The sequence below is a fragment of the Martinezella sp. CNPSo 3795 genome, from assembly GCF_057784475.1.
Genome location: NZ_JBXSOQ010000012.1, coordinates 21,514 through 48,474, shown reverse-complemented (window position 1 = coordinate 48,474; position 26,961 = coordinate 21,514). Strand labels below are relative to the sequence as shown.

The following is a 26,961-nucleotide window of genomic DNA, read 5'->3' as shown; positions in this document are numbered from 1 at the left end:
GAAATGACAGCAAAGAAGCCGTTCGGTCTGCCGTCCATGAAACTCGTTATGCTCGCTGCCGTCGCCGGGGTTATTGCCGGTGCGGCAGCGGTATACGTGAAGGAGGCGGGGTATGGCAATGGCATTGGTGAAACGGCTTCGGCCGATCAATGCGGGACCGCCAGGGATCGCGCCGCTGCCCTGACGCCCTTTACCAAGGGCCAGGTCGCCGCCATGAGCGTGCCGCCGGCGCCGATCTCGCTTCAGGGTGTTTCTTTCAAGGGGGCTGACGGCCAGCCGCTGTCGATCGGCAGTTTCGCCGGCAAGACTGTGCTGCTCAATGTCTGGGCGACCTGGTGCGTGCCGTGCCGCGAGGAAATGCCGGCACTGAACGCGCTCGAGAAGAGCGCCGGCAGCGACAAGTTCGAAGTGGTTGCCGTCAATATCGATACGGGCGACGACGAAAAGACCAAGGCATTTCGTACGGAATATGCGATCGACAAGCTCGGCTACTATCGCGACAATACGATGGGCGTGTTCAATGTATTGAAGAAACAGGGCCTCGCTTTTGGGCTGCCGGTGACGCTTCTCATCGACGACAAGGGCTGCCTGCTGTCGGCCATAAACGGACCGGCGGCTTGGGATAGCGAGGATGCCAAGAACCTGGTGAAGGCTGCGGCGGGTATTTGATTTTCTCCTTCTCCCCTGGGGGAGAAGGTGCCCGGCAGGGCGGATGAGGGGGTGTGTCATAGCAAGCGCGTTGCTGGGTAAACAGTACCGTTTGCCGGTAACGCCCCCTCACCCCGCGCTGTCGCGCGACCCTCTCCCCAATGGGGCGAGGGTATCTTACCGCGTCGGAACCGGCGTTTCCCCGCGATAGTCGTAGAAGCCGCGGCCCGATTTGCGGCCGAGCCAGCCGGCTTCGACATATTTCACCAGCAGCGGGCAGGGACGATACTTGGAATCGGCGAGCCCGTCATGCAGCACCTGCATGATCGAGAGGCAGGTGTCGAGGCCGATGAAATCGGCAAGCTGCAGAGGCCCCATCGGGTGGTTCGCACCGAGCCGCATGGCGGTGTCGATGGCATCGACGGTGCCCACACCTTCATAGAGCGTGTAGATCGCCTCGTTGATCATCGGCAGCAGGATGCGGTTGACGATGAAGGCGGGGAAGTCTTCGGCGACGGTGATCGTCTTTTCCAGCGAGGAGACATAGTCCTTGGCAGCGGAGAAAGTCGATTCTTCGGTCGCGATGCCGCGTACCAGCTCCACGAGCTTCATCACCGGAACCGGGTTCATGAAGTGGATGCCCATGAAGCGTTCGGGACGGTCGGTTGCGGAGGCAAGGCGGGTGATCGAGAGCGACGAGGTATTCGTTGCGAGCATCGCTTCGGGTTTCAGCACCGGACATACCTGCGCATAGATCTTGCGCTTGACGCTTTCGTCTTCCGTCGCCGCCTCGATGGCGAGATCGACCTGGGCGAGATCGTTGAGATCGGCCGAGCCGGTGATGCGGGAGAGCGCTGCCTTGCGCTCTTCGTCGGTTGTTTTGCCGGATGCGACCTGGCGGGCGAGATTGCCGTTGATGGTGGCAAGGCCGCTTTCGATGCGATCCTGCGAGAGATCGTAGATATGGACCTTGTAGCCGGCCATGGCGGACACATGGGCAATGCCGCAGCCCATCTGGCCCGCGCCGATAATACCGATCGTCTTCAGCGAACTCATTGCCAACTCCCCGGCGCGCTCCTGGCGATGCGCTATGCTTTTAATTCAAATTTGCCGGGCCATTTCTAGCCCGGCAAAGATTGATAGACCTATAAAAGACGATTTTCCAGTCTCTCGCAACTGCGAGAAACTCTATCGGCGCGATCAGAGCGCCTTTTGCAATTCCGGCAGTGCTTCGAAGAGGTCGGCGACGAGGCCGTAGTCGGCGATCTGGAAGATCGGGGCTTCCTCATCCTTGTTGATGGCGACGATGACCTTCGAATCCTTCATGCCGGCCAGATGCTGGATGGCGCCGGAAATGCCGCAGGCGATATAGAGCTGCGGTGCCACCACCTTGCCCGTCTGGCCGACCTGCCAGTCGTTCGGCGCATAGCCGGCATCGACGGCCGCGCGAGAGGCGCCGACGGCGGCACCGAGCTTGTCGGCAACCGGCAAGATGACTTCCCTGAACTTCTCCGCCGAGCCGAGTGCACGGCCACCCGAGATGATGATCTTGGCAGAGGTCAGTTCCGGACGATCAGACGTCGACAAGGCATCGCCGACGAAGGTGGAAAGGCCGGGATTGGCAGCTGCAGACACCGTCTCGATCGCGGCCGAGCCGCCTTCAGAGGCGGAGGCGAACGAGGCCGTGCGCACGGTGATGACTTTCTTGGCGTCGGTCGACTGCACCGTCTGGATGGCGTTGCCGGCATAGATCGGCCGCTTGAAGGTGTCGGCGGAAACCACTTCGATGATTTCCGAGACCTGGGCGACATCGAGCAGGGCGGCAACGCGCGGCAGCACGTTCTTGCCGACCGAAGTGGCCGCGCCGATGATCACGTCATAGGAGCCGGAAAGCGATACGATCAGGGCCGCCAGCGGTTCCGCCAGATTGTTGGCAAGGCTTGCATCTTCGGCAACCAGCACCTTCGAGACACCGGCAAGCTTTGCCGCCTGTTCCGCTGCAGCCTTGGCGCCTGCGCCGGCGACCAGCACGTGAATGTCGCCGCCGATCTTTGTGGCAGCCGTCAGCGCCTTGGCGGTCTGGTCGGAGAGGTGGGCATTGTCGTGATCAGCCAGAAGAAGAATGGCCATGGGTCTTATCCTTTCCTATCCTCAGAGCACGCCGGCTTCGGTCTTGAGTTTTTCGACCAGCTCGGCAACCGAGCCAACCTTGACGCCCGCCTTGCGGCCCGACGGCTCTTCGGTCTTCAGCACCTTCAGGCGCGGCTCGGTCGAGACGCCGAAATCGGCCGGGCTCTTCTTGTCGAGCGGCTTCTTCTTGGCCTTCATGATGTTCGGCAGCGAGGCGTAGCGCGGCTCGTTCAGGCGCAGGTCGGTGGTGACGACGGCCGGTAGCTTGACCTCGATGGTCTGCAGGCCGCCATCGACTTCGCGCGTCACCTGAGCCTTGCCATCCCCGATCTCGATCTTCGAGGCGAAGGTTGCCTGCGCCGTGCCGAGGAGCGCCGCCAGCATCTGGCCGGTCTGGTTGGAGTCGTCATCGATCGCCTGCTTGCCGACGATGATGAGGCCCGGCTGTTCGGCTTCAGCGACACCCTTCAGGATCTTGGCGACGGCGAGCGGCTCGACGGCATCGTCGGTCTCGACGAGGATGGCACGATCCGCACCCATGGCAAGCGCCGTTCTCAGAGTTTCCTCAGCCTTGGCAGGTCCGATCGATACGACCACCACTTCCTCGGCCTTGCCGGCTTCCTTCAGACGCAGCGCCTCTTCGACCGAAATCTCGTCGAACGGGTTCATCGACATCTTCACGTTCGAAAGCTCAACGCCAGAACCATCCGGCTTCACGCGAATCTTGACGTTGTAGTCAACAACCCGCTTAACGGGGACGAGAATCTTCATGGAATCCTTCCTTCAACATGACCGCCCGAGAACATGCGCTGTTTAGCGCCATTCCATTTGTCGAATGGCGACATGGATACGCGTTTTTTTCCCAATTACAACGCTTCCAGGCCGCCGAGAGACGAATTGCTTGAAAGGCATAAATAACGTTTACGTCAACGTCAATATGTCTGCCTTCGGTGATCGAATTCGCGCCGCTATCGATTCTTGCCGGGAACCCAGAGAACATCGGCCTGGCCGCGATCATTGGCGTGCCGTGCCGCGACGAAGAGAAAATCGGAAAGGCGGTTGATATATTTCAGCGCCGCCGGGCTCACCCGTTCGCCTCGCTCCCGCGACAGCGCCACCATGAGGCGCTCGGCGCGACGCGCTATCGTGCGGGCAAGGTGAAGATGGGCGGAAGCGGGGCTGCCGGCGGGCAGGACGAAGGATCGCAAAGGCTCGAGATCGGTGTTCAGCCGGTCGATATCCCGCTCGAGGCGCTCGACCTGGTGATCGATGATGCGCAAGGGTTCATAGGCGGGCGGCTCCTCTGTTTCGGGGGTCGAAAGATCGGCGCCGAGATCGAACAGATCGTTCTGGATGCGCATCAGCATCGCGTCGATCTCGGGCATGTCCGACGTGTGCAGCCGGGCAACGCCGATGGCGGAGTTGGCTTCATCGACCGTGCCGTAGCTTTCGACGCGCAGGTCGTGCTTCAGCCGCCTCGGGCCGGCAGCAAGGCCTGTCGTGCCGTCGTCGCCGGTCTTCGTGTAGATCTTGTTGAGCTTGACCATCGGGTTCCTGTGGTTAGAGCCTTTCGCCTTTTTTGAATCGCGAAATGCCCTAACCCTTTATTTTAAGCAATTCCGGACGGAAAACCGCTTCGCACTTTTCCTGAAATTGCTTTAGGCCGGGCGGCCGCCGCCCGTCAGCCAGAGCGTCAGCATGATCAGGATCACAGCGATTGCCTGCAGCAGCACGCGCAGCTGCATCAGCCGGTTCGAAAGGTTCGGGTTGTCGCCTTTCATCATGTTCAGCAGGCCGCGAATGAGAACGATCGCGACAAGTCCCATGACAATGATGGCGGCAACATAGGTAACGGTAGACATGGCTCCTCCACCCTTGTCTTCAGAGTGGCTCAGCGCTCCGTTGAAGCTTCAAGTCACTCAAGGTCATCATTTCAAGCAATCACAAGCGGAAAACACGCTTCGCGCCTTTCGTGGGATTGCTCTAGTCCAGCCGGCGCATCAGACGATAGAAAAGGTTAGCCGGCAATAGCCTTTTCAAGAAGGCGCCCTGCTTGGCGGGTGTCGTTACCAGATAATGCGGGCGCGGGTTTCTCACGTTCAAAGCCGATTTTAGCACATCATAGACTGCTTCCGGACCCAATTTATGTTTATTGATCGGACCTGATCCATCAAGCCGTTTCAGCTGCCTGCGATATTCCACCGCATGGGGCGAGCCTTCGAGGTCGATATGCTCGTTGATCTTGGCGAGCGCATTGGCCGTAAAACGCGTCGCGATCGGGCCGGGCTCGATGAGGCTCACATGGATGCCGCTATTCTGCAGCTCCATTCTGAGCGTGATCGTCAGCCCTTCGAGTGCAAATTTTGAGGCCGTGTAGGCGCCGCGGAAACGGTAGGGAACCAGTCCGAGAATGGACGAGCAGTTGACGATGCGGCCATGCCCCTGTTTGCGCATCAGCGGCAGGATCTGGCGCGTCAGCTCGTGCCAGCCGAAGAAATTGGTTTCGAACTGTTCGCGCAGCACATCGGCCGTCAGATCCTCCACGGCGCCCGGCTGCCCGTAGGCGCCATTGTTGAAGAGGGCGTCGATGCGGTCGCCCGCGCGCTCGCGCACTGTCGCTACGGTGGCGGAAATGGTCTCGGGCTTTGTGTAGTCGAGGAGCAGCGCTTCGATGCCGTCGGCTTCGAGCGAGGCGAGATCGTCTTCCTTGCGCACGGTTGCAAAGACGCGCCATCCATCGCCGCGCAACGCTCGCGCGCAATAAGCGCCGATGCCGGAGGAGCAACCAGTGATAAGGATCGTGCGTTGTTCCGTCATGGAAGATGATTCCTGTACAAACCGGGACTCGTTTCCCATATTCAGGAACCCGATACAATCGACAACCGGCAGGTGAGCGCCGACGTCAAGCGGAGATGGGATGCCGACAGCCCTGCGGACGACTTACAAGGTGATATACGACGCAGTGTTCCATTTCGTCGAGGATGACGGGTTCGCCATGGCCAGTCATGTGGCGCTGTCGACGCTGCTCGCGGTTTTCCCTTTCCTGATCTTCGGCACGGCGCTCGCAAGCTTTCTCGGCGCCAGCCAATTCTCGTCGACGGCTGTGCATCTGATCTTCGACACCTGGCCGGAGGCGATCGCCAAGCCGCTTGCAGATCAGGTGGTGCAGGTGCTGACCATTCCGCGCGGCGGCCTTTTGACGATCTCCGTGCTTGCGGCCGCCTATTTCGCCTCGAACGGCGTCGAGGCGCTGCGCATATCGCTGAACCGCGCCTATCGCGTGCCCGAAACCCGGCCCTGGTATTTCAATCGCCTTGCCAGCCTCGGTTACGTGCTGATCGCGGTGCTGATCTTCGCCATCCTCAGTATCCTGCTCGTCGCAGTGCCGCTCGCCCTCAATTACACCAGGCAATGGCTGCCGAAGCTTGCCGATATCCTCGACATCGTCTTCAGCTGGCGGATCTACGGCACGATTTTTCTGCTCCTGGCCGGCCTGCTGATCCTGCATCTGTGGCTGGCCGCCGGACGCAGGCGGTTGTTCGACGTCATTCCCGGCGTGATACTGACGCTGGTGTTCTGGTCGATCGGCGCGGTGCTCTTCGCCTATTATCTCTCCACCTTCGCCAATTACACCGCCACCTATGCCGGCCTGGCATCGGTGATGATCGTGCTGATCTTCCTCTATATGCTGGCGGTGATCTTCATCATGGGGGCGGAAATCAATGCGGCGCTGATGAAGTTCCGCGTGCGCCGCCTGCTGTTCGGCAAGGCGGCGAGCCGCCCTGCTGCGGAGGTGTCATCGGAAAAGGTAGCGGCGGAATCAGAGGCCGATGCGGCGGCGAAGCTCCGCCGGTGAAAGGCCCTGCCGGCGCCATTCGGCTATGCCGGTATCACCCATGCTCTTGGAGAGTTTTTTGCCATCCTCTCCGAGGACGAGGCGGTGGTGATGATAGAGCGGCTCCGGCAGACCGAGCAGCGTCTGCAGCAAGCGGTGGATCGATGTGGCGTGGAAGAGATCGAGCCCGCGCACGACATGGGTGATGCCCTGCACGGCATCGTCGACGACAACAGAAAGATGATAGCTGGAGGGCGCATCGGAACGTGACAGCACGACATCGCCCCAGGCGGCGGGATCGGCTGGAATAATGCCCGTCTCGCCATCGCCGCTTTCCCGCCAATGCAATGGTTCGTCCGCTGCCGCCAGCGCTCTTTTCATATCGAGACGCCAGGCGTGTTTCATGCCCGAAGCAAGCAGGCGCTGCCGCTCGGCATCGCTGCGCTCGCGGTCATCGGGCGGATAGAGCGGCGTGCCGTCAGGATCGCGTGGCCAGGATTTACCATCCGCTTCGAAAGCGGCGACGCGCGATTTGACCTCGCCGCGCGTCAGGAAGGCGGGGTAGACGAGGCCGCGCTCGACAAGCGTCTGCAACGCTGTCTGATAGGCCGGAAAATGCTCGGACTGCCGGCGCACCGGCTGCTGCCAGCTGAGGCCGAGCCAGGAGAGATCGGTATAGATGCCTTTTTCGAAATCGGGTGTGCAGCGCGCCTGATCTATGTCTTCGATGCGCAGCAGGAAATCGCCGCCTGCCTTTGCCGCCATGTCGTGATTGAGGATCGCCGACAGCGCATGGCCAAGATGCAGCGGGCCGTTCGGGCTCGGGGCAAAACGGAACTTCGGCTTTTGACGGGGAATCTCGATCATGCTTTCTTCTGCCACGAATTTGAACCGGGGACCACGAGGCGTCATGCAGATCATTCGCGACGAGCGCGATATCGAACAGGGACTGGCAGCCCTTTTGGAGCTCGATCCGCGCCTGCGGCCGGTTGCCGCGGAAGCCGGCGCCTTGCCGCTGCGCCTGCGCGAGCCGGGCTTCGAAGGGCTTGCCCATATCATCGTGTCGCAGGTCGTCTCCCGCGCCAGCGCCGATGCGATCTGGGGGAAAATGATCGCCGGGATGGGGCAGGTGACCGCTCGGGGATATGCCGGGCTGGAGCCGGAGGCCTGGCGGACCTTCGGCCTGTCGCGAATCAAGCACGAGACGCTTCACCGTGTTGCCGAAGCTGTTGCCGGTGGCAGCCTCGATCTCCGTGCGCTCAGCGCCGAATCACCCGACAAGGCGCTCGCCGAACTGACCGCCATCAAGGGGATCGGCCCCTGGACGGCCGAGGTCTACCTGATGTTTTGCGGCGGTCACGCAGATGTGTTTCCGGCCGGCGACGTGGCGCTTCAGGCGGCCGTCGGCATGGCTTTCGGCCATGAAGTCAGGCCCTTGGCCAAGGAAATCACCCGGGAAGCCGCGGTTTGGGCGCCCTGGCGCTCGGTCGCGGCCCGGCTTTTCTGGGCTTATTATGCCGTGAAAACGCGCCGGGATGCGCTGCCGATCGTTTAATCGGCTATGTCTCGAAATCGCCTTTATGCACTGAATTTATTGGACTTCACAATCCTGTAACAACCGGCCTAATATACAGGTGCAGATGCCGAATCGATCAGGAGGGTTCCTTGACGATTGCAGTCTCCCCGCAGTCCTTGCCGGCGCTCGTGCTGAACGCTGACTACAGACCGCTGAGTTACTATCCCTTGTCGCTCTGGTCCTGGCAGGACGCGATCAAGGCGGTTTTTCTTGACCGTGTGAACATCATCGCAGAATACGATCAGTGCGTGTCCTCACCGAGCTTCTCGATGCGGCTGCCGAGCGTCGTATGCCTGAAGACATATGTGCAGCCGTCCCGCAATCCCGCCTTCACCCGCTTCAACGTCTTCCTGCGCGACAAGTTCGAATGCCAGTATTGCGGCTCCCATGACGACCTGACCTTCGACCACGTCATTCCGCGCGCCCACGGCGGCGAGACGACCTGGGAGAACGTCGTGGCCGCCTGTTCGCCGTGCAATCTCCGCAAGGGCAGCAAACTGCCGAAGCAGGCCGGCATGTTCCCGGCGCAGAAGCCATACCAGCCGACCGTGCAGGACCTGCACAATAACGGCCGCCTCTTCCCGCCGAACTATCTGCACGACAGCTGGCTCGACTATCTCTACTGGGATTCGGAACTGCAGCCGTAAGGACGTGCTTCTTTAGGTCCGAGTTTGAAGTGAGTGCGGCACCCCCCCTGTCCCTTTCGGGACATCTCCCCCACAAGGGGGGAGATCGGTAACTTGCGGTACCTTCCCGACCTAAATCGACATCGTATCTGCTGTCGTTGAGCTTACTTTGCTTTGCAGGTGCGACACACTCCCACCAATCTCCCCCCTTGTGGGGGGAGATGTCACGAAGTGACAGAGGGGGGTATCAGAGCCGCGACATGCGAGAGATCACGGCTACTCGCCCAATGATTCACGCAGCCTTCTTTGCCCCCACAAAAGCAATCGCAGCCAGGATCATGCTGGCGATCACATTCCAGCCAGCCATCGAAAGGCCGGCGACACGAAGGGCTGCTTCCGTGCAGGACGGCCCCTTGATGGTGTTCAGCTGGCCGAGCAGGTCGCCGGCATTCTGCGTGACACTGCTGGCCGTTGTCGAGCAGGTGGTCGGGCCTTCCCAGAAGTGCCATTCGACGCCGGCGTGATAGACGCCGATACCGCCGCCGACCACCATCATCAGGCCGGCGATGATCAGCAGCCCGCGGGTGATCCAGGAGGGCAGACCGGCAACCGCCGTCAGCACGGCGATGATAGCGACGGGGATGCCGTAATAATAGGGCTGGCGCTGATCGAGGCAGAGCGCACAGGGGATATAGCCGCCAATGTACTGGAAGCCGAGCGCCGAGCCGATGACGACGATCATGCCGATCGTCAGCAATAGGCCATAGCCGAGGCCGGCGCGGGGGGAAGGCGAAGTCATGGACATGCTGAGGGCTCCTTGTCAGCTCGCCAAAGCAAAATGGAAGACGGCATAGAGGGCGATGAGAGCGGCGGCGACGGCCATGGTGATCTGGCCCAGGCGCTTTTCGATGAAGTGGCGGATGGATTCACCATAGCGGCGAAGCAGGAAGGCCAGGAGGAAGAAGCGGGCGCCGCGGGCGACGATGGCCGAGACGATGAACAGGCCGAGATTGATATGGGCGACGCCGGAGAGGATCGTCACCACCTTGATCGGCGGCAGATGCGCCAGGCCCGATGTGACCAGCAGCAGGAGAACCCATTCATAGGTGATGCCGGCGCTCATCTGGTTGAAGGCGTCGAGCTTGCCGTAGAATTCCAGGATCGGCTTGGCGATGGTCTCGAAGGCGTAATAGCCGAGCGCCCAGCCGGCAATGCCGCCAAGCACGGAGGCAACCGTCGCCGTCAGCGCATAGCGCCAGGCACGCTCCGGCTTCGCCAGCGACATCGGCAGGAAAAGCACATCCGCCGGAACGAGAAAGATGGAGCTCTCGACGAAGGCGATCACGGCCAACCAGATTTCCGCCGATTTGCGGCCGGCGAGCGACATGGTCCAGTCGTACAGTCTACGAAGCATAGGGCCCCCTTTTTGCTGCGTTGCAAACCTTTAGGGGGCAGGATTATGGCTGTAAATGGTCGAGGACCGACGGAAGTGGCGGAAAGGCAAAATTTTTCGTGATGGTGTGGGGTTAAGATGGCGGCATCGAAGCCGTCACCAGACCTTCTCAGTAATATTCAACTCGCGTTTCGTTAAGGACGACGCGGGATCACACGATAAACATAAGGAAGCTGGCAAGGCCAAGGACCCAGAGAACCACATGTCCTATCGTGTGACCGATATTGAAGGTGCAATTGAGGCGGCCGAAGGGCCGGCCGGAACCATCCAGCAGCTAGGTTTTGTTCAACGCGCCCGAAGCCAATTAATCTCGCTCATGAAAAATGAGACGAGCAGTGAGCGCCTCAGTGTAAAGCATCAGGGGATAGTTTGGCCTAGATGCTGGAAAGCGACGTGGGCATAGCTTTCTGCGATTTGGTCGTCGGCATTCCAGTAGTCAAGCGGAGACAAAGTTCCCTCATCCATCAATCGGAGAACGTCTTCTCTATCTTTCCTTAGTTCGGGGTGATTCAATTTAAGGTGCTCAATCATCTCCGTTGCTGCCATATCGCCATCTGTAGCCGGGACGGCTTCACCGTTTAGCGTGAAGCGAAATCGGGCAGTACATTCCGAATAAGCGGGGTAAATATTGGCGAGCTCGTCGAACCAATCGCCTTTTACGCTCCCACAGGTTGGTGCCCGCCCGCCATTGCCATCTTCTTGGCCGCAACTCAGGAAAAGGTTTTCGTATGCAACCGCTCTTGTAGGATAAGTTGTCTGTGGGCGAAAATGCTCAATATGGTAGGTTTTCCCCGGTCGTGACAGGCTAAGCTTTCTGCCGCAATAGACGCAAACGCCTCTTTGGTCCTGATATAGCGCATTCCGGACGGCATCTCTTACGGCGGGGCTATCGAAGGGATAGGCCGGTTGCCAGTCTTCATTAGCCTGAGCAAGCCAATTTACCAGTTCAAGAGGAGGTTCGAGTTTTCTACTGCCCTTCATTTTTCTCCCCCGAGCTTTGAGAGCCTCTTCCTTAGGACGAGTAGTTCAGGAGGATCGCCCTCAATCTCGGATGTTATTTGTTGGAGAAGATTCGCGGCTAACTTGGTATCGCTTGCGTCGATTGCATTGTTGAACTCCTGGATTAATTCATCAATCTCAGGGAAGCGCTCGTTAGAACCAAAAACTCCCTCCAAAAGGTAGTTGCTCGTTTGGCCCTTCGTACGTAGCGGAATGTCCACCGCAAGATGCCCATCTTCCGATATGGACAAAACTCGGACGTGTTCACTCTCGACAGACGAAATAACTTGAGGAGAATGCGTTGTGATTACAAATTGGCAACGCCTAAAGACTCGGCGGAGAGTAGCAATGATCTTACTTTGCCATGCGGGATGCAGGTTAAGTTCGATCTCGTCGATCAGTATGATGCCTGGAATTTCGCCAAGGGGCGCGTCGGGGTTCACAATTTGAAGACGACGCGCGAGGTCGGCCAACAGGATGATGAACGAGCGCTCCCCGGATGAAAGCATGTTGACGTGAATAAAGGTGTTGGGTGTCTTCTCAAAATAAAGGCCTTCTGGCTCCTTTACTGATGAGTATGCTATGCCAATGAAGCCGTCGATTTCTTTAATCAGGTTCCTCACTGCTTCCAATTGAGGGTCGCGATAATTGGGGTCTTGATCCCGTACGTGACGAGCTTCTTCGGCATCACGTTTATCCCACCACATTTGTAGTTGGCTAATGGCCCGCAAATCCCCTTGTAAAGAGGTTTGTACAACGCCTTGCAAATTGGACGACGGAACACCGTTGCTAGAGTCAAAACCTCGATCTTGCTTATAATAAACCATTAGTGGGCGAGGTTCGTTTATCAGTCCGCCTTTTTGAATAAAATTCATAAGGGACGAAAGTGTACTGGAAATATTGTTGTTAATTGTTTCGCTATATCGGGTACTTAGACCTATGGGAGCTGGCTGGTGAGAGTTGTTAGTGGTTTCGAATGAGAAGCCCAATTCGACCAGCGCGTCGTTACTGCCAAGCTTTTTGTCCTTTTTTTGCAATCGCGGTTGTTGCCAATGAGACGACAAATCTGCGCTTGGCCATCCACGTTGGATAGTATCCAAGAGTAACGCCGTTGCATCAAGTATAGAGGATTTTCCCAGACCGTTTCTACCCACGATAACGGTTATTTTATCATCGAACTCCAATCGAAGGTCGTTGATACCGCGATAGCCCTCGATCCTCAGATTGGTAATGATCACAATTGTTCTCCAGTTGGCCACGCAGTCAATCGAGCCTAAACGGAATTCTTTTCGAAAGTCTAATCCTAAGACTCTCTTTGGGTTGAGAAGTGAAGACTGTGCAGTTTTTAGGCGGATTCATCAATGGCTTTAGGGAAGCATCGAGACGTCGGGTTAATGGTCACGTCTTCTATGCCCCGCGCTGTAGCGGATGGAAGCTCAAGTCATTGGAATCACAGCAACTAATTGAGCTGCTTGGAGATTTTTGGTGCCCCATGCCGGAGTCGAACCAGCACTTCTTTCGAAACTCGATTTTGAGTCGAGCGCGTCTACCAATTCCGCCAATGGGGCAACGGGGTACTGACGAGGCGGCTGTCTAGCATGTGAGCGGCGGGGCGCGCAAGCCGGGTCGGCAGATATTGCGAGTGTTTCCGCAGGGTTGCGGCTTGGCCCATGGCGTGGGTGGACGCCATGGGCTTTTTGCCGTTTGAGGCTCAGTGAGCCATGGCCGGGCCTTTGCTGGTGGAGCCGGACTTTTGCAGGGTGATCGCGAGGATCGCGGCAAGCAGGCAGAAAGCGCCGGCGACGAAGAAGGCGGGGAGGTAGGTGTTGAGCTCCGTGCGGGTGAGGCCGGCGCCATAGGCGGCGGTGGCCGCACCCAGCTGATGGCCGGCGAAGACCCAGCCGAAGACGAGGCCGGCCTTTTCGCGGCCGAAGCGGTCGGCGGCGATCTTGACGGTCGGCGGCACGGTGGCGATCCAGTCGAGGCCATAGAAGACGGCGAAGATCGACAGGCCGTAGAAGGTGAAGTCGCTGAAGGGCAGGTAGACCAGCGACAGGCCGCGCAGGCCATAATACCAGAAGAGCAGCCAGCGATTGTCGAAACGGTCGGAGAGCCAGCCGGAGCCGATCGTGCCGAAGAAATCGAAGATGCCCATGACGGCGAGCACGCTGGCGGCTGCGACCGGCACGATGCCGAAATCGCCGCAGAGGGTGACGAAATGCGTCTGGATCAGGCCGTTGGTCGATAGGCCGCAGATGAAGAAGGTGGCAAAGAGGATCCAGAAAGTCGAAGTCGTAGAAACCTCCCGCAGGATCGCGATCGGCGAGGCAAGGGCTGCCTTCAGATCCTTGGTGGCGGCCGGCGGCGGCGTGATGTGGATCTCACCGACCAGCGGCAGGTTGACGTCCGAGGGGCGGTCGCGCATCAGAAGCAGCACGACGAGGGCGGCAACGACGATCATGCCGCAGACGAAGAGAACCGTGGTGCGCCAGCCGTAGCGCGTCGTCAGCTCCGCCATCAGCGGCAGGAAGACGAGCTGACCCGTGGCCGAGCTTGCCGAGAGCATGCCGATGACGAGGCCGCGATGCTTGGTAAACCAGCGCGTGGAGACGGTCGCGGCGAGCACCATGGCGGTGAGGCCGGTGCCGAAGCCGATGATGATGCCCCAGCACAAAAGCAGCTGCCAGACCTGCGTCATATAGAGCGAGCCGATGAAGCCGACGCCGATCGTGCCCAGCGCGAAGACGATGACCTTGCGCACGCCGAAATGGTTCATGAAGGCCGCAGCAAAAGGCCCCATCAGGCCGAACAGCACCAAGCGGACGGCGAGCGCCGACGAAATGGAGGAGGTGCTCCAGCCGAACTCGTCTTCCAGCGGCTTGATGAGCACGCCGGGCGCGCCCATGGCGCCGGCCGTGACCAGCATGGTGAGGAAAGTGGCGGCGACGACGACCCATCCGTAATGGATGTTGCGCCGGGCGAGCGTCGAGGCAAGGGCAGTGGAAACCATGAGGTGCGTTCCAATCAGGTTGCGTGTCTTGGCGGCTGGACCGGGAGGCTTGCGAGCGCTCGATCGCGGACGGCCTGGGGACCACATCCGCTTATAGCGTCCCGCCGTTCTCCCGGCTTGAACGTTTGTGTAAAGGTATTTACATGATTGCTATCATATTTGTTGCGTATTGATGATGGCCATCATATAAATTGTCAATACAGTTTTCTTGATGCTCTGATGGAGTTTTTTGATGAGAGTGAGCCGGGAGAAATTCGCCGAGAATCGCGAGAAGATCCTTGCCGTGGCGGGCGAGCTCTTTCGCGAGAAGGGTTTTGACGGCATCGGCGTCGCAGAGATCATGAAGGCGGCGGGGCTGACGCATGGCGGCTTCTACGGCCATTTCGATTCGAAGGACGAGCTTGCCTGCGAGGCGAGCAAGGCGCTGGTGGCGCGCTCCCTGGAGCGCTGGAAGCAGGTTGCTGCAAGCTCGCCCGAGCAGCCGCTGGAGGCGCTGCTTGCCCATTATCTCTCGCATCGCAACGTGGTGGAGCATGCGACCGGCTGCGTCTTCGCGGCGCTGACGCAGGAGGTCAGCCGCCATGGTCCCGAGATGCAGTCCACCTTCACCGGCGGCCTGATGGGGCTGGTCGAGGTGCTGGAAGAGATCGTTCCCGGCGAAACGGCGGAGGATCGCCGGCGCAGGGCATTTGCCAGCCTTTCGGCCATGGTCGGCGCCGTCATCCTGGCCCGCGCCATGGACAATCCCGAATTGTCGCAGGAATTCCTGTCGGCGACCCGGCAGGAGCTTTCGCCGCCGCCGGGTGAAAGCAACGGCTGAGCTTGCCTAGTCGCGGAAGGCGAGCAGCCCGTTCGCCTCGACGACCTCCCTGAATTTGCCATCGGGTGCGGCCGCCAGCAGCTCCGCGCGAAGTGCGGCTTCGAAATCGGCGGCCTTGTCGCCGAGCGCCTGCGGCGAGGTCGACGACATCGAGAAGATGCGGCCGACGATCTCTTCGATATCCCTGGTATATTCCGAGACGATGCCGATCCGTTCCAGATTGCGGAAAGGTGAGGCGAGCAGCATGGCTTCATGCGGCGCCCATTCCTTGCTCCGGCGCATCTGCCGCTCCGCGCTGCGCTCGGGCGAATAGGTTTCCATCAGCGGCTCGAGAATGCCGCGCCAGTTCGGCTCCGCCAGAATGCCTTTATCGTGGAAGAGGACGACGGCGCCGCCGGGCTCGATCAGCTTATCGAGGGCCTCAAGCGTCGCCGGCCTGTCCATCCAGTGGAAGGAGCGACCCATGACGCAGAGATGCAGCCTGCCGATATCGGGGCCGAGATCGTAGGAGGAGCCTTGCCGGATGTTGATGTCGACGCCGGCTGTCTTCGCACCCAGCGCGGCTTCGGCGAGCATTTCCGGTTCCGGATCCATGGCGGTGACGGCGGTACCCTGCAGCCGCGCGAAGGCGATGCCGAGCTGGCCGGGGCCGCAGCCGAGATCGAGCACATGATCGCCGGGCTTGAGGCCGCTGCGCTCGGCGACGCGGGTAACAAGCTTGTCCGGATAGGGGATGCGATAGCGCAGGTAATAGGCCGCGGTCGATTGAAATCGCCGCGCTTCGAAGGGAACTGTGATCATTGGATATTATCCTCTGGGGGAAGGAACCTCGATCTGTTAAGCCCCAACTATGACCTGTTCGTGAAGTCACTTTTGCGCGATTTGCCGCGGCGTCAATAGGCTTCAGAGGGTGGGAATGCCCCTCACCCTAACCCTCTCCCCGCGCGCGAGGAGGGCAATCGCATATGACCCGAAGTTGTTGTCGCGTCCCCTTCTCCCCTTGGGGAGAAGGTGCCGTCTGGCGGATGAGGGGGTGCCTGCCAAACGCACGAAAATCCATGAATTCAAATCGATAGCCCCCTCATCCGACCCTTCGGGCCACCTTCTCCCCGAGGGGAGAAGGAGCTTAGGATGCTCATCCGCACCATATGCGATACCCCTGCGCGCGCGGGGAGAGAGGACGGCCCCAAATCTGCGGCTCCGTCTCGGTTCTGTCGATTGACTCAGGCGAGAGCAATTGAATGCGATAACCCCCTCTCCCCGCATAGGCGGGGAGAGGGCTGGGGTGAGGGGCCAGGCAGCCAGCCGCAATATCACCAGCCCAACCTGGGCAGCTCCAAAATCCCGGTTCACTTGAACCCAGCAACCCCATGCGGGACATAGGGTGATTCCAGCGTTTCGATTTCTTCCGACGTCAATTTGACTTCCAGAGAGGCGACGGCATCCGTGATGTGGCTGGGCTTGGAGGCGCCGATGATCGGGGCGGTGACGGCGCTTTTCTGAAGGATCCAGGCAGTTGCGACCTGCGCGCGCGGGATGCCGCGTGCCTTGGCGACCACGCCGACGGCATCGACGATCTTACGGTCGGCTTCGAGTGCCTGGGTGTAAAGCGTTTTACCGAATTCGTCGGACTCTGTGCGGGCTGTCGCCTCGTCCCAGTCGCGCGTCAGGCGGCCGCGGGCGAGCGGGCTCCAAGGAATGACGGCGATCTTTTGGTCCTCGCAGAAGGGCAGCATCTCGCGCTCTTCCTCGCGGTAGAGCAGGTTCAGGTGGTCCTGCATGCTGACGAACTCCGTCCAGCCGTTGAGGCGGGAGATATAGGTCGCCTTGGCGAACTGCCAGGCATACATGGAGGAAGCGCCGATATAGCGGGCCTTACCGGCCTTGACGACATCATGCAGCGCTTCCAGCGTTTCTTCGATCGGCGTCGTATAATCCCAGCGGTGGATCTGGTAGAGATCGACATAGTCGGTGCCGAGGCGGCGAAGGCTGTTGTCGATCTCGTCAAAGATCGCCTTGCGTGATAGTCCGGCGCCGTTCGGGCCGGGGCGCATGCGATTGAAGACCTTGGTCGCGAGCACGATATCGTCGCGGCGGGCGAAATCCTTGATGGCGCGGCCGACGATCTCCTCCGACGAGCCGTTGGAATAGGTATTGGCCGTATCGAGGAAGTTGATGCCGGCTTCGATCGCCTGGCGCAGCAGCGGACGGCTGTCTTCTTCTTTCAATGACCAAGCGTGCGTGCCCTTGTTGGGATCGCCATAGGTCATGCAACCCAGGCAGATGCGTGAGACTTCAAGGCCGGTCCTGCCGAGCTTTACGTATTCCATCGCTATTCTCCGTCCATTCGATCATTCGCTACAAGGAGGCCCATCGTCAGAAGGGCGATGGGATGGGTGCGTCGCGAAAAGCAAATCGACGGGCAAAGTCGCCGTCGGTCGACGCATGAATTCGTGAAGAGCTTCGAAGTATTCCTCAATAAATAAGGCGATTCGCGCCCGGGGGAAGACGGTGATTTCAAATGTTTCCTTGAACCCCAGAGGCGACAGGTGTTAGCTGCACCGCACCATTTTCTGGAACTGCGCATGAAATTGCCCCCGCGTGATACTTATGAAGCCCTCTATCGCGACTTTCGTTGGGAGATTCCGGCGAAATTCAACATAGGACATGCTGTTTGCGATGCCTGGGCCGAGCACGAGCCCGATCGCGTCTGCCTTCAGCATTTCAATCCCAACGGCAATCACTTTTCCATGACCTATGGTGAGTTGCGCGATCGTTCCGCCTCTTTCGCCAATGCGCTTGTCGCGCTCGGGGTGCGGGCGGGAGATCGGGTGGCGCTGCTGCTGCCCCAGAGTTTTGAGACAGTCGTCGCGCATGTGGCGATCTACAAGATGGGCGCGATCGCGTTGCCGCTGGCCTTGCTGTTCGGCGCCGAGGCGCTGGAATACCGGCTGAGGGCAGCCGGGGCATCGGCCATCGTCACCAACCGGTTCGGCCTCGAACGGCTGCGACCGATCCGGGACCGATTGCCGGAACTGGCGCGGGTGATTAGCATCGATGGCGCCGAAGAGGATGTTGCCGGCTTTGCCGATCTGGTGGCGGCCCATCCGCCTTTGTTTGACGTGGCAGAGACCGGCCCGGATGATCCGGCTTTGATGATCTTCACCTCGGGCACGACCGGGCCGCCTAAGGGCGCGCTGCATGGGCATCGCGTGCTGCCGGGTCATATTCCGGGCATGCAATTCGCCCATGAGGGCTTTCCCAAAGCCGGCGATCGGCTCTGGACGCCGTCGGACTGGGCCTGGGCCGGCGGTCTCCTGAATGCGCTGCTGCCGAGCCTGATGCTCGGCGTTCCCGTCGTTTCCTCCCCGGCGCAGAAATTCGATCCGCACATGGCGTTCCGCATCATGGCCGAGATGGAGGTGCGCAATGCATTCATCCCGCCGACGGCGCTGCGCTTGCTGAAGGCCGTCGACAATCCGCGGGTGCAGTATGATCTCAAGCTGCGCACGATAGGGTCTGCAGGCGAGGCGCTCGGCCGTGAAACCTTCGAATGGGCGCGGTCCGCGCTTGGTGTCAGCGTCAACGAATTCTTCGGCCAGACGGAATGCAATTTCGTGCTCTCCTCCAGCGAGGCGTTCGGCGTCAGCCGCGGCGGGGCGACGGGCAAGCCCGCCCCCGGCCATCGTGTCGCGATCGTCGATGCTGATGGCCATGAGGTTCCCGTGGGCGAGACGGGGCAGATCGCGATCAGTCGGCCCGATCCGGTGATGTTCCTCGGCTACTGGCAGAACGAGGCGGCGACGGAGGCAAAATTTGCCAATGACTGGCTGCTGACGGGCGATATCGGCCGGCAGGATGCAGATGGCTATATTTCCTTCGTCGGCCGCGACGACGATGTTATCACCTCGTCGGGCTATCGCATCGGCCCGAGCGAGATCGAGGATTGCCTCGGCGGCCATCCGGCCGTGCAGCTTGCCGCGGCGGTGGGAAAGCCGGACGCGGTCAGAACGGAAATCGTCAAGGCCTATGTCGTGCTCGTGCCCGGTCGTGGGCCGAGTGACAAACTGGCGGCCGAAATCCGCGAATGGGTGAAGACCCGGCTTTCCATGCACGAATATCCGCGCGAGATCGAATTTGTCGATGCTCTGCCGCTGACGACCTCGGGCAAGGTGATCCGCCGCCTGCTGCGCGAGCGGGCGATCGCCGAGGTCAGCGCTTCGTAAGCGACAGGATCTTTTCGCGCAGCAGCTTCGCCATGTTGCGGGTGCTGCGATACATATGGAGCTGCGTGGTAACCTGGCGGACGTCGCGGTCGCCGTTCGGCGTCAGGCCGATGATGAGCGTGCCCATCTCTTCACGCTCGTGCCAGAAGCGGCTCATGATTGGATGATCCGGCACGGCGCAGGAATCGGAGCGAACGACGTTGGCATCGTCCAGATGCCATTCCGTCAGCTCGCCCATCAGCAGCTTGCCCGGCGAAAAGCGGGCATAGGCCTCGTCATAGGCAGTTTTCCAGGTATAGGCCTCACCGCTCATAATGAGTACGATCATCGAGGCGATAGCCTTGCCGTCGAGATCGATGGTGTGGATGCGCACCGCGTCGATGGCTGCGAGGTTGGAAATCGCCTCGCGGGCGAAGGCGGCATGGTGACGATCGGTGACCAGCGCCGAGCGCTTCTTGCCCTTCCAGCCGCTTGCTTCCAGCGCCAGGAATTCTTCCATGCGCCCATGAATATCGCGGGGCTGGCGCGCGACGCTGTAGGTGACTTCGCCCAGGCTTTCCAGCAGCCGCCACTGCCGGCGCATTTCCCGCAAGTGCGCGTTGGAAATCGTCCGCTTGAGATAGGTAAGCGCGTCGTCATTGCTCTGGAGCATCGGACGCTGGAATGGGTTGGCGACGGCGATCGGCAGGTTCCGGCCGATGGCGATGACCTTGGCCATCTGGACGAAATGACCGTTGAGACGAACATCCGGCAATACGAGCGTGCTCGGCAGATGCAGCTCCGGCCGGGAGAGCGCCTCGAGGAGGTTGTCGAGCGTTTCGCCGGCATCCTCGGCGTCGAGCAAGGGTGTGCCGAGTGGGCCAAACGAGTTCGACCAGACCCGGATAATGGACGGCCCTATTGCAAAGCCCGGTTTGTCGACCGTGAAGGGCATCAGCAGACGGATGCGGCTGCGCGTGCTGCTGTTGTCGCGCATCAGCGCCAGCCGCACCTGCCGATCCTCAAGGCGGGGCATGGCGGGCGCGAGGAAGCGGCCGGAGAAGAAGACGTTCGGCTCCATGGCACGGTTGGACAGGAAGTCCAGCTCATCCTGCAGCTCGTAGCCGAGCTTGCCGGGATAGAGGCAGAATTCGCGGCCGGTGCGGCCGACCTCGACGCGAGCCTCGGCTTTCGGCGCTTCGAAATGCAGCGCTGCGAGCGTATGCGTCAGGGCGTTCACTTGGCTGTCGGTGGTTTCGGTATAGGGTGGACGTGCCATGATCAGAGGGCCCTCGTTGCCGATGGCGCTGCAGGACGCCGGATAAGGGCGAATAGGGTGATGCCGAGCGCACGGCGCACGGCGATGTGCAGGAGCAGGGCTTCGATCGCCATGGCGACCGCTCCGGCAATCGCCGCTCCTTCGATGCCGAGATGCGGGATGAGCGCAACGTTCAGGCCGACGTTGGCAATGAGCGCCACAGCATAGAGATAGACGCAGAGCATCTGCTTGTCCGCCATGGTCAGGAGCACTTCAGCAGGGCCGACGAGCGCTCTTGCGAGAATGCCGGCAAGCAGGATCGCCATCACGATCTGGCCCTCGGTGAAGGCCGCGCCGAACAGTGAAAGCAGGAGTTGCCCTGCCGCCAGCACCACGAGGCCGAGGGCAAGCGCCGGAAAGAAGGACCAGCGCGTCGCTTCGGTCGCGAAGGCTGCGAGCTTGCCGCGATCGCCCTCAGCCAGGATGGCGGCAAAACGCGGCCCGATGGCTGCCCTGACGGCGAAGGAGACAAAGAGCACCAGGGCCATCGTTTTTGCCGCCGCGAAATAGACGGCGACTTCATCCGGATCGAGGAAAATGCCGACGACGATGACGTCCGAATTGGTGAGCAGGTAGCCCACGCCTTCGACCAGGAAAATCGGCAGGGCGACGGCTGTCCAAGCGCTGAATTCAGTCGTTTTCGGGCCGCTTGGATAATGGCGGCGCAGACGGAGCGTCACCGCAAGATATTGCAGCAGGACGCTGGTGAAGGCGCCAGAAAGCGCCGCCGCCATGGCGGTAACGGCATCGCGTGGCGCGCCGGCGAGGATGGCGGTCACCATGAAGAGCAGGATCAGCGTCGGACGAATGAGGAAGGTCGGGCTGAGAGCCATGATTGGCCAGTGTTTGGCGCGGGCCGTACCGTCCAGAACGTCTCCAAGCGCGATCATCGGCACGGCAATCAGACCGAGGAAAACCGGCATGACGTAATAATGTTCGACCATGCCGCGGAAGGCGAAGAGCAGCAGCGCGCCGATCAGTGCCAGACTGCCCGAAACGGCGACCACGAACAGGCGTGCCGTGGCATTCAAGCCACGAATGGCATCATGATTGCCGTTGGCATCGTATTGGGGCAGGAAGCGGATGATGGCGGTCGGGAAGCCGAGGCAGGCGAGATTGCCGAACAGGATCATCAGCACCCAGACGAAGACGAAGATGCCGTATTCGAACCGCCCCATCAGGCGGGCCAGGATGATCTGCGAGAGAAAGGCGAGGGCGGCGCCTGCAACGCGGATCGTGAAGGCGATCAGCGCCATGCGCTGTGAAACTGCCTTTTCGTCCCGGCCGGTAAGCATAGCGGCGACTTTGCGCAGATACGGCGATAGCGCGGCCCGCAATGCGGACGGCAACATTCTTTCCGCTGTTTGAAAGACCGCCATGATCGATACGCAATACTTTAAGTATGATCCCAAACTCGCGTTAGTCTTGGCAGAGGAGAGTTAAGAATCGGTTCTTTCGATAGTTAAATGTCAGGGGTCATGCATGCGGTCGGTTGTCTGTCGGGTGAGTGCAGAAGCAACCGTTGGCTGCGAGGAGTTCATGCCCGCTCCACTCGGAGAGCCGTCGCAGGAAACGGGTGGCGGAGGTTTGGTCGGCATGTAGAATCCAGGGTCTATTGGAGGAGGATTTCATGCTCACACTTCACGATTATTTGCCGTCGCAGAATGGCTGGAAGGCCAGGGTTCTGTTCGGATTGCTCGATATTCCCTATCAGACCCGCCTGGTATCCATTTTCGAGGGGGAGGGGCGCACGGACGCCTTTTTCGATCTCAATCCGGCAGGAGGCATCCCCGTTCTCGAACTGGAGGATGGGCGAACGATTGCGGAATCGAACGCTATTCTCACCTATGTTGCTGAAGGCACGCGGTTTCTTCCGGCGGATCGCTATCGACATGCCAAGGTCATGCAATGGCTGTTTTTCGAGCAGTATCATGTCGAACCGGTCATCGGTACGCTGCGCTTCTGGACGCTCACGGGACGGCTCGAGCTCAATGCCGTTTTGGCGGAGGCCAAGCGCGCGGGCAGCCTTCGTACGCTTGCAGCGCTCGAGCGCGGGTTGAAGAACACGCCGTTCCTTGTTGGTGAGGAGTTCTCGATCGCGGATATCGCGGTTTACGCCTATGCCCATAGGGCGGCGGATTGCGGCTTGGATCTTGCCGACTACCCCGCGCTTAGGGCCTGGTTCGATCGGGTGCTTGACGTCATTGGACCGGGCTACCCGGTGCATCTCTACAATGAGGATCCGCATTCCGCTGTCTGAACGCGGTGGGCGTGCTGAAATGGTTGTCGGCGGCGCCTATCGGCGAATTGTTGTAGTCCCTGATCGTTGCAAACAAAAATGCCGCCCGAAGGCGGCATTTTTGCTCATTGCTGTCGGTTTGCGAGGCTCAGACCACTTCGCTGCTTTCGAAGGCGCCGTGGCAGTGCTTGTACTTCTTGCCGGAGCCGCAGGGGCAGGCCTCGTTGCGGCCGACGCGGCCCCAGGTTGCCGGGTTGCGCGGATCGCGATTTTCCGGTGCCACAGCGCTCTCACTTGCAAGCGTGAATGGTGAGAATTCGTCTTCGCCCGTTGTCGCGTCGATATGACGGGCCTGCATCGGCGGCGTCTCCGGCTCGGCCGGCTGCTGCACCAGTTCGACGCGCGAAAGCTGCGCGGTCACGGCCTGGCGCAGATTGTTCAACAGTGCTTGGAACAGCTCGAAAGCTTCGGCCTTGTATTCCTGCAGCGGATCGCGCTGGGCGTAGCCGCGGAAGCCGATGACCGAGCGCAGATGATCGAGGTTGACGATGTGCTCGCGCCACAGATTGTCCAGCGTCTGCAGCACGATGGAGCGCTCGACATAGGTCATGATCTCAGGGCCGAAGCGTTCAGCCTTTTCGGCCGCAGCCTTTTCAGCCGCTTCCGTCAGGCGCGCACGGATGTCGTCTTCGCCGATGCCTTCTTCCTTGACCCAGTCATGAATGGGCAGGTCGAGATCGAAGAAGTTGGCGACAGCCGTCTTCAGGCCGTCGGCATCCCACTGTTCGGCATAGGCGCGCTCTGGAATATGTCTGGCGACGAGATCTTCGATGACATCGTGGCGCATGTCGCCGACGAATTCGGAGAGGTCCTTGGATTCCATCAGCTCGACACGCTGGTCGAAGATGACCTTGCGCTGATCGTTCAATACGTCGTCGTACTTCAGAACGTTCTTGCGGATGTCGAAGTTGCGGGCCTCGACCTTCTTCTGGGCGCGTTCAACCGCCTTGTTGATCCAGGGGTGGACGATCGCTTCGCCTTCCTTGAGGCCGAGCTTCTGCAGCATGCCATCCATGCGGTCGGAACCGAAGATGCGCATCAGGTCGTCCTGGAGCGACAGGTAGAATTTCGAGCGGCCCGGGTCGCCCTGGCGGCCGGAACGGCCACGCAGCTGGTTGTCGATACGGCGGCTTTCATGGCGCTCGGAGGCGATGACGTAGAGGCCGCCGGCAGCGATCGATTTCTGCTTGAGTTCCTTGATCTCTTCGGCAATGCGGGCAATGGCCGCGTCGCGCTCCGGACCGGGTTCCATTTCGTGCAGGTCGCGCTCGACTCGCATTTCGAGGTTGCCGCCGAGCTGGATGTCGGTGCCGCGGCCGGCCATGTTGGTGGCGATCGTCACTGCGCCCGGAACGCCGGCCTGGGCGACGATGTAGGCTTCCTGCTCGTGGTAGCGCGCGTTCAGAACCTGGAAATTGGAGAAGCCGCGCTTGCGCATAAGGTCGGCGAGAAGTTCGGACTTCTCAATCGACGTCGTGCCGACCAGCACCGGCTGGCCGCGCTTGTGAGCGTCGAGGATCTCATTGATGATGGCGTTATACTTCTCGGCGTGCGTGCGATAGACCTCGTCGTCCTCGTCGATACGCTGGATCGGCAGGTTGGTCGGCACTTCGATCACGTCGAGACCGTAGATGTTGCCGAATTCCTCTGCTTCCGTCGATGCCGTACCGGTCATGCCGGCGAGCTTTTCGTACATGCGGAAGTAGTTCTGGAAGGTGATCTGCGCCAGGGTCTGGTTTTCCGGCTGGATCTGCACATGCTCCTTGGCTTCCAGCGCCTGATGCTGGCCGTCCGAATAACGGCGGCCTGGCATCATGCGGCCGGTGAATTCGTCGATGATGACGACTTCACCGTTGCGCACGATATAGTCCTTGTCGCGCTGGAACAGCTTGTGCGCCTTGAGCGCGTTGTTGATGTGGTGGACGATCGCGACATTCTCGACGTCGTAGAGCGATTCACCCTTCAAGAGGCCGGCTTCGCGCAGCATGTTTTCCAGCTTCTCGGTGCCTTCTTCGGAGAAGTTGGCCGAGCGCTGCTTTTCATCGATTTCATAGTCTTCCTTCGCCAGGCGGGGAATGAAGGCGTCGATGGTGATATAGAGATCGGAGCGGTCGTCGAGCGGACCGGAGATGATCAGCGGCGTGCGCGCTTCGTCGACCAGGATCGAGTCCACTTCGTCGACGATCGCGAAGCTATGGCCGCGCTGAACCATCTGAGCGCGCTCATATTTCATATTGTCGCGCAGATAGTCGAAGCCGAGCTCGTTGTTGGTGGCGTAGGTGATGTCGCAGGCATAGGCGTCATGGCGCTGTTCATCCGACAGGCCGTGGACGATGACGCCCGTCGTCAGGCCGAGGAAGCTGTACAGGCGGCCCATGGTGCCGCTGTCGCGCTGCGCCAGGTAATCGTTGACGGTAACGACATGGACGCCCTTGCCGGCCAGCGCGTTCAGATAGACCGGGAGGGTGGCAACCAGAGTTTTACCTTCACCGGTCTTCATCTCAGCGATGGCATTGGAATGAAGGATCATGCCGCCGATGAGCTGCACGTCAAAGGGTCGCATGCCAAGAACACGGCGCGACGCTTCACGAGCGACCGCGAAGGCCGGCACGAGGATATCGTCCAGCGTCTTGCCGTCCGCGAGCTGCTGGCGGAACTCAACCGTCTTGGCGGCCAGAGCTTCATCGGACAGCGCACGCATCTCCGGCTCGAGCGCGTTGATTGCGGCTACTTTCGGCTGGAACGATTTAACCCGACGGTCGTTGGACGAGCCGAACAACTTGCGGGCAATTCCACCTAGGCTGACCATGTGACTGGTCCTTTCTGAGATTTCATCCTGCCGTTTCCTGCTTGATCCATTCCCGAAAAAAACGGGAGTATAGCACAAAACGGCCGGAAACTGTTCTGGACGCGAGGTTGCGTGACAGATAAGAGGGGGGTCGATTGATGTCAACGGGATTTGGCCGATACAGAAAGGCCACATTCTCCTGCTGAAGGCTTTTTCACGCCGGATTCACATCTGTCGAGCCGGTCGAGATCACCGAAGGGTTATTTTATGTTGAAGTATAACAAGCTTGCTGCGGTTGCTTTCGCAACAATCGTTACCTTCCAGGCTCCGGTCTTCGCGGCCGATGCCAAGGACCCCGTTGTCGCCAAGGTCGGCGATGTCGAAATCCATCAATCCGAACTCGATCTGGCAATCGCCAATCTCGATCCGCAGCTCGGCCAGCTTCCGGATGACCAGAAGAAGGTCGCAGCACTCTCGGCTTCGGTCGATGTGAAGCTTTTGTCGCAGAAGGCCGCTGCCGAGAAGCTCGATCAGACGCCGGACTTCCAGGCTCACATGGCCTATCTGCGCGACCGCGAGCTGCACAATGCCTATTTCAAGGCTCACGTCGCCGACGCCATCAAGGATGATGAAGTCAAGGCTCGTTACGACAAGGAAGTCGCAGCCCTGCCGAAGCAGGAAGAGGTTCATGCCCGCCACATTCTCGTGAAAACCGAGGATGAAGCCAAGGCGATCATCAAGGAACTCGATGCCGGCAAGGATTTCGCCGCACTTGCCAAGGAAAAGTCGACGGATCCAAACAAGGCTGACGGCGGCGATCTCGGCTATTTCGGCCATGGCCGCATGGTCAAGGAATTCGAGGACGCGGCTTTCGCGCTTCCGGTCGGAACCTACACGAAGACCCCGGTTAAGACCGATTTCGGCTGGCACATCATCAAGGTTGAAGACAAGCGCAATGCTCCTCCTCCGCCGTTCGACCAGGTCAAGGACCAGGTTCGTCAGCTCGTCATGCGCGACAAGTATCTTGAACTCCTGAACAAGGCCAAGCAGGATACCAAGGTCGTCATCAACGATCCGGCGCTCAGCAAGGCTTATGACGACGCGCAGAAGCAGCAGGATGCAGCACCGGCCGACGATGCAGTTGCGCCTGCCGACGGTGCGGCAGCGCCCGACGCTCAGCCGCAGCAGTAATTGACAGCAGTCAAACAATCAGGGCCCGGATTTTCCGGGCCCTTCACTGGAGCCGGATGATTT

The 26,961-nt window shown here is 60.1% G+C and carries 25 protein-coding genes and 1 tRNA gene; 8 read left to right on the top strand and 18 right to left on the bottom strand.

Annotated elements, in window-relative coordinates; translation table 11 throughout:
• The first annotated feature begins 3 nt into the window (after positions 1–3).
• Positions 4–669, top strand: coding sequence for a thiol:disulfide interchange protein TlpA (tlpA, locus tag AC13QY_RS26145; protein ID WP_488494218.1), 666 nt, complete (start codon positions 4–6; stop codon positions 667–669).
• A gap of 156 nt (positions 670–825) precedes the next feature.
• On the opposite strand, the gene AC13QY_RS26140 is transcribed toward tlpA, so the two are convergent.
• The 6 genes from AC13QY_RS26140 to AC13QY_RS26115 all read right to left on the bottom strand — a co-directional run bounded on the left by AC13QY_RS26140 (position 826) and on the right by AC13QY_RS26115 (position 5,595).
• Entirely contained in the window at positions 826–1,704 is an 879-nt protein-coding gene (locus AC13QY_RS26140) for a 3-hydroxybutyryl-CoA dehydrogenase (protein ID WP_269244484.1), read from the bottom strand.
• A gap of 144 nt (positions 1,705–1,848) precedes the next feature.
• Complete coding sequence (locus AC13QY_RS26135; RefSeq protein ID WP_113421398.1) at positions 1,849–2,778, bottom strand: electron transfer flavoprotein subunit alpha/FixB family protein; 930 nt, start codon at positions 2,776–2,778, stop codon at positions 1,849–1,851.
• Between the two features lie 21 nt (positions 2,779–2,799).
• On the bottom strand, positions 2,800–3,549 hold the full coding sequence (locus AC13QY_RS26130; protein WP_113332362.1) for an electron transfer flavoprotein subunit beta/FixA family protein: 750 nt from the start codon (positions 3,547–3,549) through the stop codon (positions 2,800–2,802).
• A gap of 197 nt (positions 3,550–3,746) precedes the next feature.
• Positions 3,747–4,325 (bottom strand): cob(I)yrinic acid a,c-diamide adenosyltransferase, encoded by a 579-nt coding sequence (locus AC13QY_RS26125; RefSeq protein ID WP_269244483.1) that lies wholly within the window; start codon positions 4,323–4,325, stop codon positions 3,747–3,749.
• 111 nt (positions 4,326–4,436) lie between these two features.
• Positions 4,437–4,640, bottom strand: coding sequence for a twin transmembrane helix small protein (locus AC13QY_RS26120; RefSeq protein WP_113332360.1), 204 nt, complete (start codon positions 4,638–4,640; stop codon positions 4,437–4,439).
• 121 nt (positions 4,641–4,761) lie between these two features.
• Entirely contained in the window at positions 4,762–5,595 is an 834-nt protein-coding gene (locus AC13QY_RS26115) for an SDR family oxidoreductase (protein WP_269244482.1), read from the bottom strand.
• Between the two features lie 100 nt (positions 5,596–5,695).
• Between AC13QY_RS26115 and AC13QY_RS26110 the strand changes: the two genes are divergently transcribed.
• The gene (locus AC13QY_RS26110; protein WP_145636277.1) at positions 5,696–6,634 is read left to right on the top strand and encodes a YihY/virulence factor BrkB family protein; all 939 of its coding nucleotides are present in this window, start codon (positions 5,696–5,698) and stop codon (positions 6,632–6,634) included.
• Here the strand turns inward: AC13QY_RS26110 and gluQRS are convergent.
• A complete protein-coding gene (gene gluQRS, locus AC13QY_RS26105; protein ID WP_269244481.1) occupies positions 6,599–7,480 on the bottom strand; it encodes a tRNA glutamyl-Q(34) synthetase GluQRS in 882 nt (293 codons plus the stop codon). The genes AC13QY_RS26110 and gluQRS overlap by 36 nt on opposite strands.
• On the opposite strand from gluQRS, the gene AC13QY_RS26100 reads away from it, so the two are divergent.
• Positions 7,479–8,168, top strand: a complete 690-nt coding sequence (locus tag AC13QY_RS26100) for a DNA-3-methyladenine glycosylase family protein (protein WP_269244480.1) — start codon at positions 7,479–7,481, stop codon at positions 8,166–8,168. The genes gluQRS and AC13QY_RS26100 overlap by 2 nt on opposite strands.
• Positions 8,169–8,278: 110 nt before the next feature.
• The gene (locus tag AC13QY_RS26095; protein WP_015341304.1) at positions 8,279–8,836 is read left to right on the top strand and encodes an HNH endonuclease; all 558 of its coding nucleotides are present in this window, start codon (positions 8,279–8,281) and stop codon (positions 8,834–8,836) included.
• A gap of 271 nt (positions 8,837–9,107) precedes the next feature.
• Here the strand turns inward: AC13QY_RS26095 and AC13QY_RS26090 are convergent, their stop codons facing one another.
• The 6 genes from AC13QY_RS26090 to AC13QY_RS26065 form a co-directional block, all read right to left on the bottom strand.
• Positions 9,108–9,620, bottom strand: coding sequence for a disulfide bond formation protein B (locus AC13QY_RS26090; protein ID WP_269244479.1), 513 nt, complete (start codon positions 9,618–9,620; stop codon positions 9,108–9,110).
• 15 nt (positions 9,621–9,635) lie between these two features.
• Positions 9,636–10,229, bottom strand: a complete 594-nt coding sequence (locus tag AC13QY_RS26085) for a YqaA family protein (RefSeq protein ID WP_145636271.1) — start codon at positions 10,227–10,229, stop codon at positions 9,636–9,638.
• A 396-nt stretch (positions 10,230–10,625) separates the two neighbouring features.
• Positions 10,626–11,249, bottom strand: a complete 624-nt coding sequence (locus tag AC13QY_RS26080; RefSeq protein WP_269244478.1) for a retron system putative HNH endonuclease — start codon at positions 11,247–11,249, stop codon at positions 10,626–10,628.
• On the bottom strand, positions 11,246–12,505 hold the full coding sequence (locus tag AC13QY_RS26075) for an AAA family ATPase (protein ID WP_269244477.1): 1,260 nt from the start codon (positions 12,503–12,505) through the stop codon (positions 11,246–11,248). The genes AC13QY_RS26080 and AC13QY_RS26075 overlap by 4 nt, the downstream gene beginning before the upstream one ends.
• A 245-nt stretch (positions 12,506–12,750) precedes the next feature.
• A tRNA-Leu gene (locus AC13QY_RS26070) sits at positions 12,751–12,835 on the bottom strand.
• 143 nt (positions 12,836–12,978) lie between these two features.
• Positions 12,979–14,277: an MFS transporter gene (locus AC13QY_RS26065; RefSeq protein ID WP_069612940.1), complete on the bottom strand. Its 1,299-nt coding sequence runs from the start codon at positions 14,275–14,277 to the stop codon at positions 12,979–12,981.
• Between the two features lie 232 nt (positions 14,278–14,509).
• Here AC13QY_RS26065 and AC13QY_RS26060 point away from each other — a divergent pair, with 232 nt between their 5' ends.
• On the top strand, positions 14,510–15,097 hold the full coding sequence (locus tag AC13QY_RS26060; RefSeq protein ID WP_488494217.1) for a TetR/AcrR family transcriptional regulator: 588 nt from the start codon (positions 14,510–14,512) through the stop codon (positions 15,095–15,097).
• Positions 15,098–15,103: 6 nt separating this feature from the next.
• Here AC13QY_RS26060 and AC13QY_RS26055 read toward each other — a convergent pair whose 3' ends face one another.
• Together AC13QY_RS26055 and AC13QY_RS26050 are read right to left on the bottom strand one after the other, a co-directional pair.
• A complete protein-coding gene (locus tag AC13QY_RS26055; protein ID WP_488494216.1) occupies positions 15,104–15,898 on the bottom strand; it encodes a class I SAM-dependent methyltransferase in 795 nt (264 codons plus the stop codon).
• A gap of 548 nt (positions 15,899–16,446) precedes the next feature.
• Positions 16,447–17,427 (bottom strand): aldo/keto reductase, encoded by a 981-nt coding sequence (locus AC13QY_RS26050; RefSeq protein ID WP_488494215.1) that lies wholly within the window; start codon positions 17,425–17,427, stop codon positions 16,447–16,449.
• 255 nt (positions 17,428–17,682) lie between these two features.
• Between AC13QY_RS26050 and AC13QY_RS26045 the strand changes: the two genes are divergently transcribed.
• Positions 17,683–19,323, top strand: coding sequence for an AMP-binding protein (locus AC13QY_RS26045; RefSeq protein WP_269244473.1), 1,641 nt, complete (start codon positions 17,683–17,685; stop codon positions 19,321–19,323).
• On the opposite strand, the gene AC13QY_RS26040 is transcribed toward AC13QY_RS26045, so the two are convergent.
• Together AC13QY_RS26040 and AC13QY_RS26035 are read right to left on the bottom strand one after the other, a co-directional pair.
• Complete coding sequence (locus tag AC13QY_RS26040; protein WP_269244472.1) at positions 19,310–20,581, bottom strand: GNAT family N-acetyltransferase; 1,272 nt, start codon at positions 20,579–20,581, stop codon at positions 19,310–19,312. The genes AC13QY_RS26045 and AC13QY_RS26040 overlap by 14 nt on opposite strands.
• Positions 20,582–20,583: 2 nt before the next feature.
• The gene (locus AC13QY_RS26035) at positions 20,584–21,999 is read right to left on the bottom strand and encodes a lipopolysaccharide biosynthesis protein (protein ID WP_269244471.1); all 1,416 of its coding nucleotides are present in this window, start codon (positions 21,997–21,999) and stop codon (positions 20,584–20,586) included.
• Positions 22,000–22,250: 251 nt separating this feature from the next.
• On the opposite strand from AC13QY_RS26035, the gene AC13QY_RS26030 reads away from it, so the two are divergent.
• Positions 22,251–22,880 (top strand): glutathione S-transferase family protein, encoded by a 630-nt coding sequence (locus AC13QY_RS26030; RefSeq protein ID WP_113332347.1) that lies wholly within the window; start codon positions 22,251–22,253, stop codon positions 22,878–22,880.
• 127 nt (positions 22,881–23,007) lie between these two features.
• On the opposite strand, the gene secA is transcribed toward AC13QY_RS26030, so the two are convergent.
• Positions 23,008–25,728 (bottom strand): preprotein translocase subunit SecA, encoded by a 2,721-nt coding sequence (secA, locus tag AC13QY_RS26025; RefSeq protein WP_113332346.1) that lies wholly within the window; start codon positions 25,726–25,728, stop codon positions 23,008–23,010.
• 246 nt (positions 25,729–25,974) lie between these two features.
• On the opposite strand from secA, the gene AC13QY_RS26020 reads away from it, so the two are divergent.
• On the top strand, positions 25,975–26,898 hold the full coding sequence (locus AC13QY_RS26020; RefSeq protein ID WP_069612949.1) for a peptidylprolyl isomerase: 924 nt from the start codon (positions 25,975–25,977) through the stop codon (positions 26,896–26,898).
• Positions 26,899–26,961: the final 63 nt, after the last annotated feature.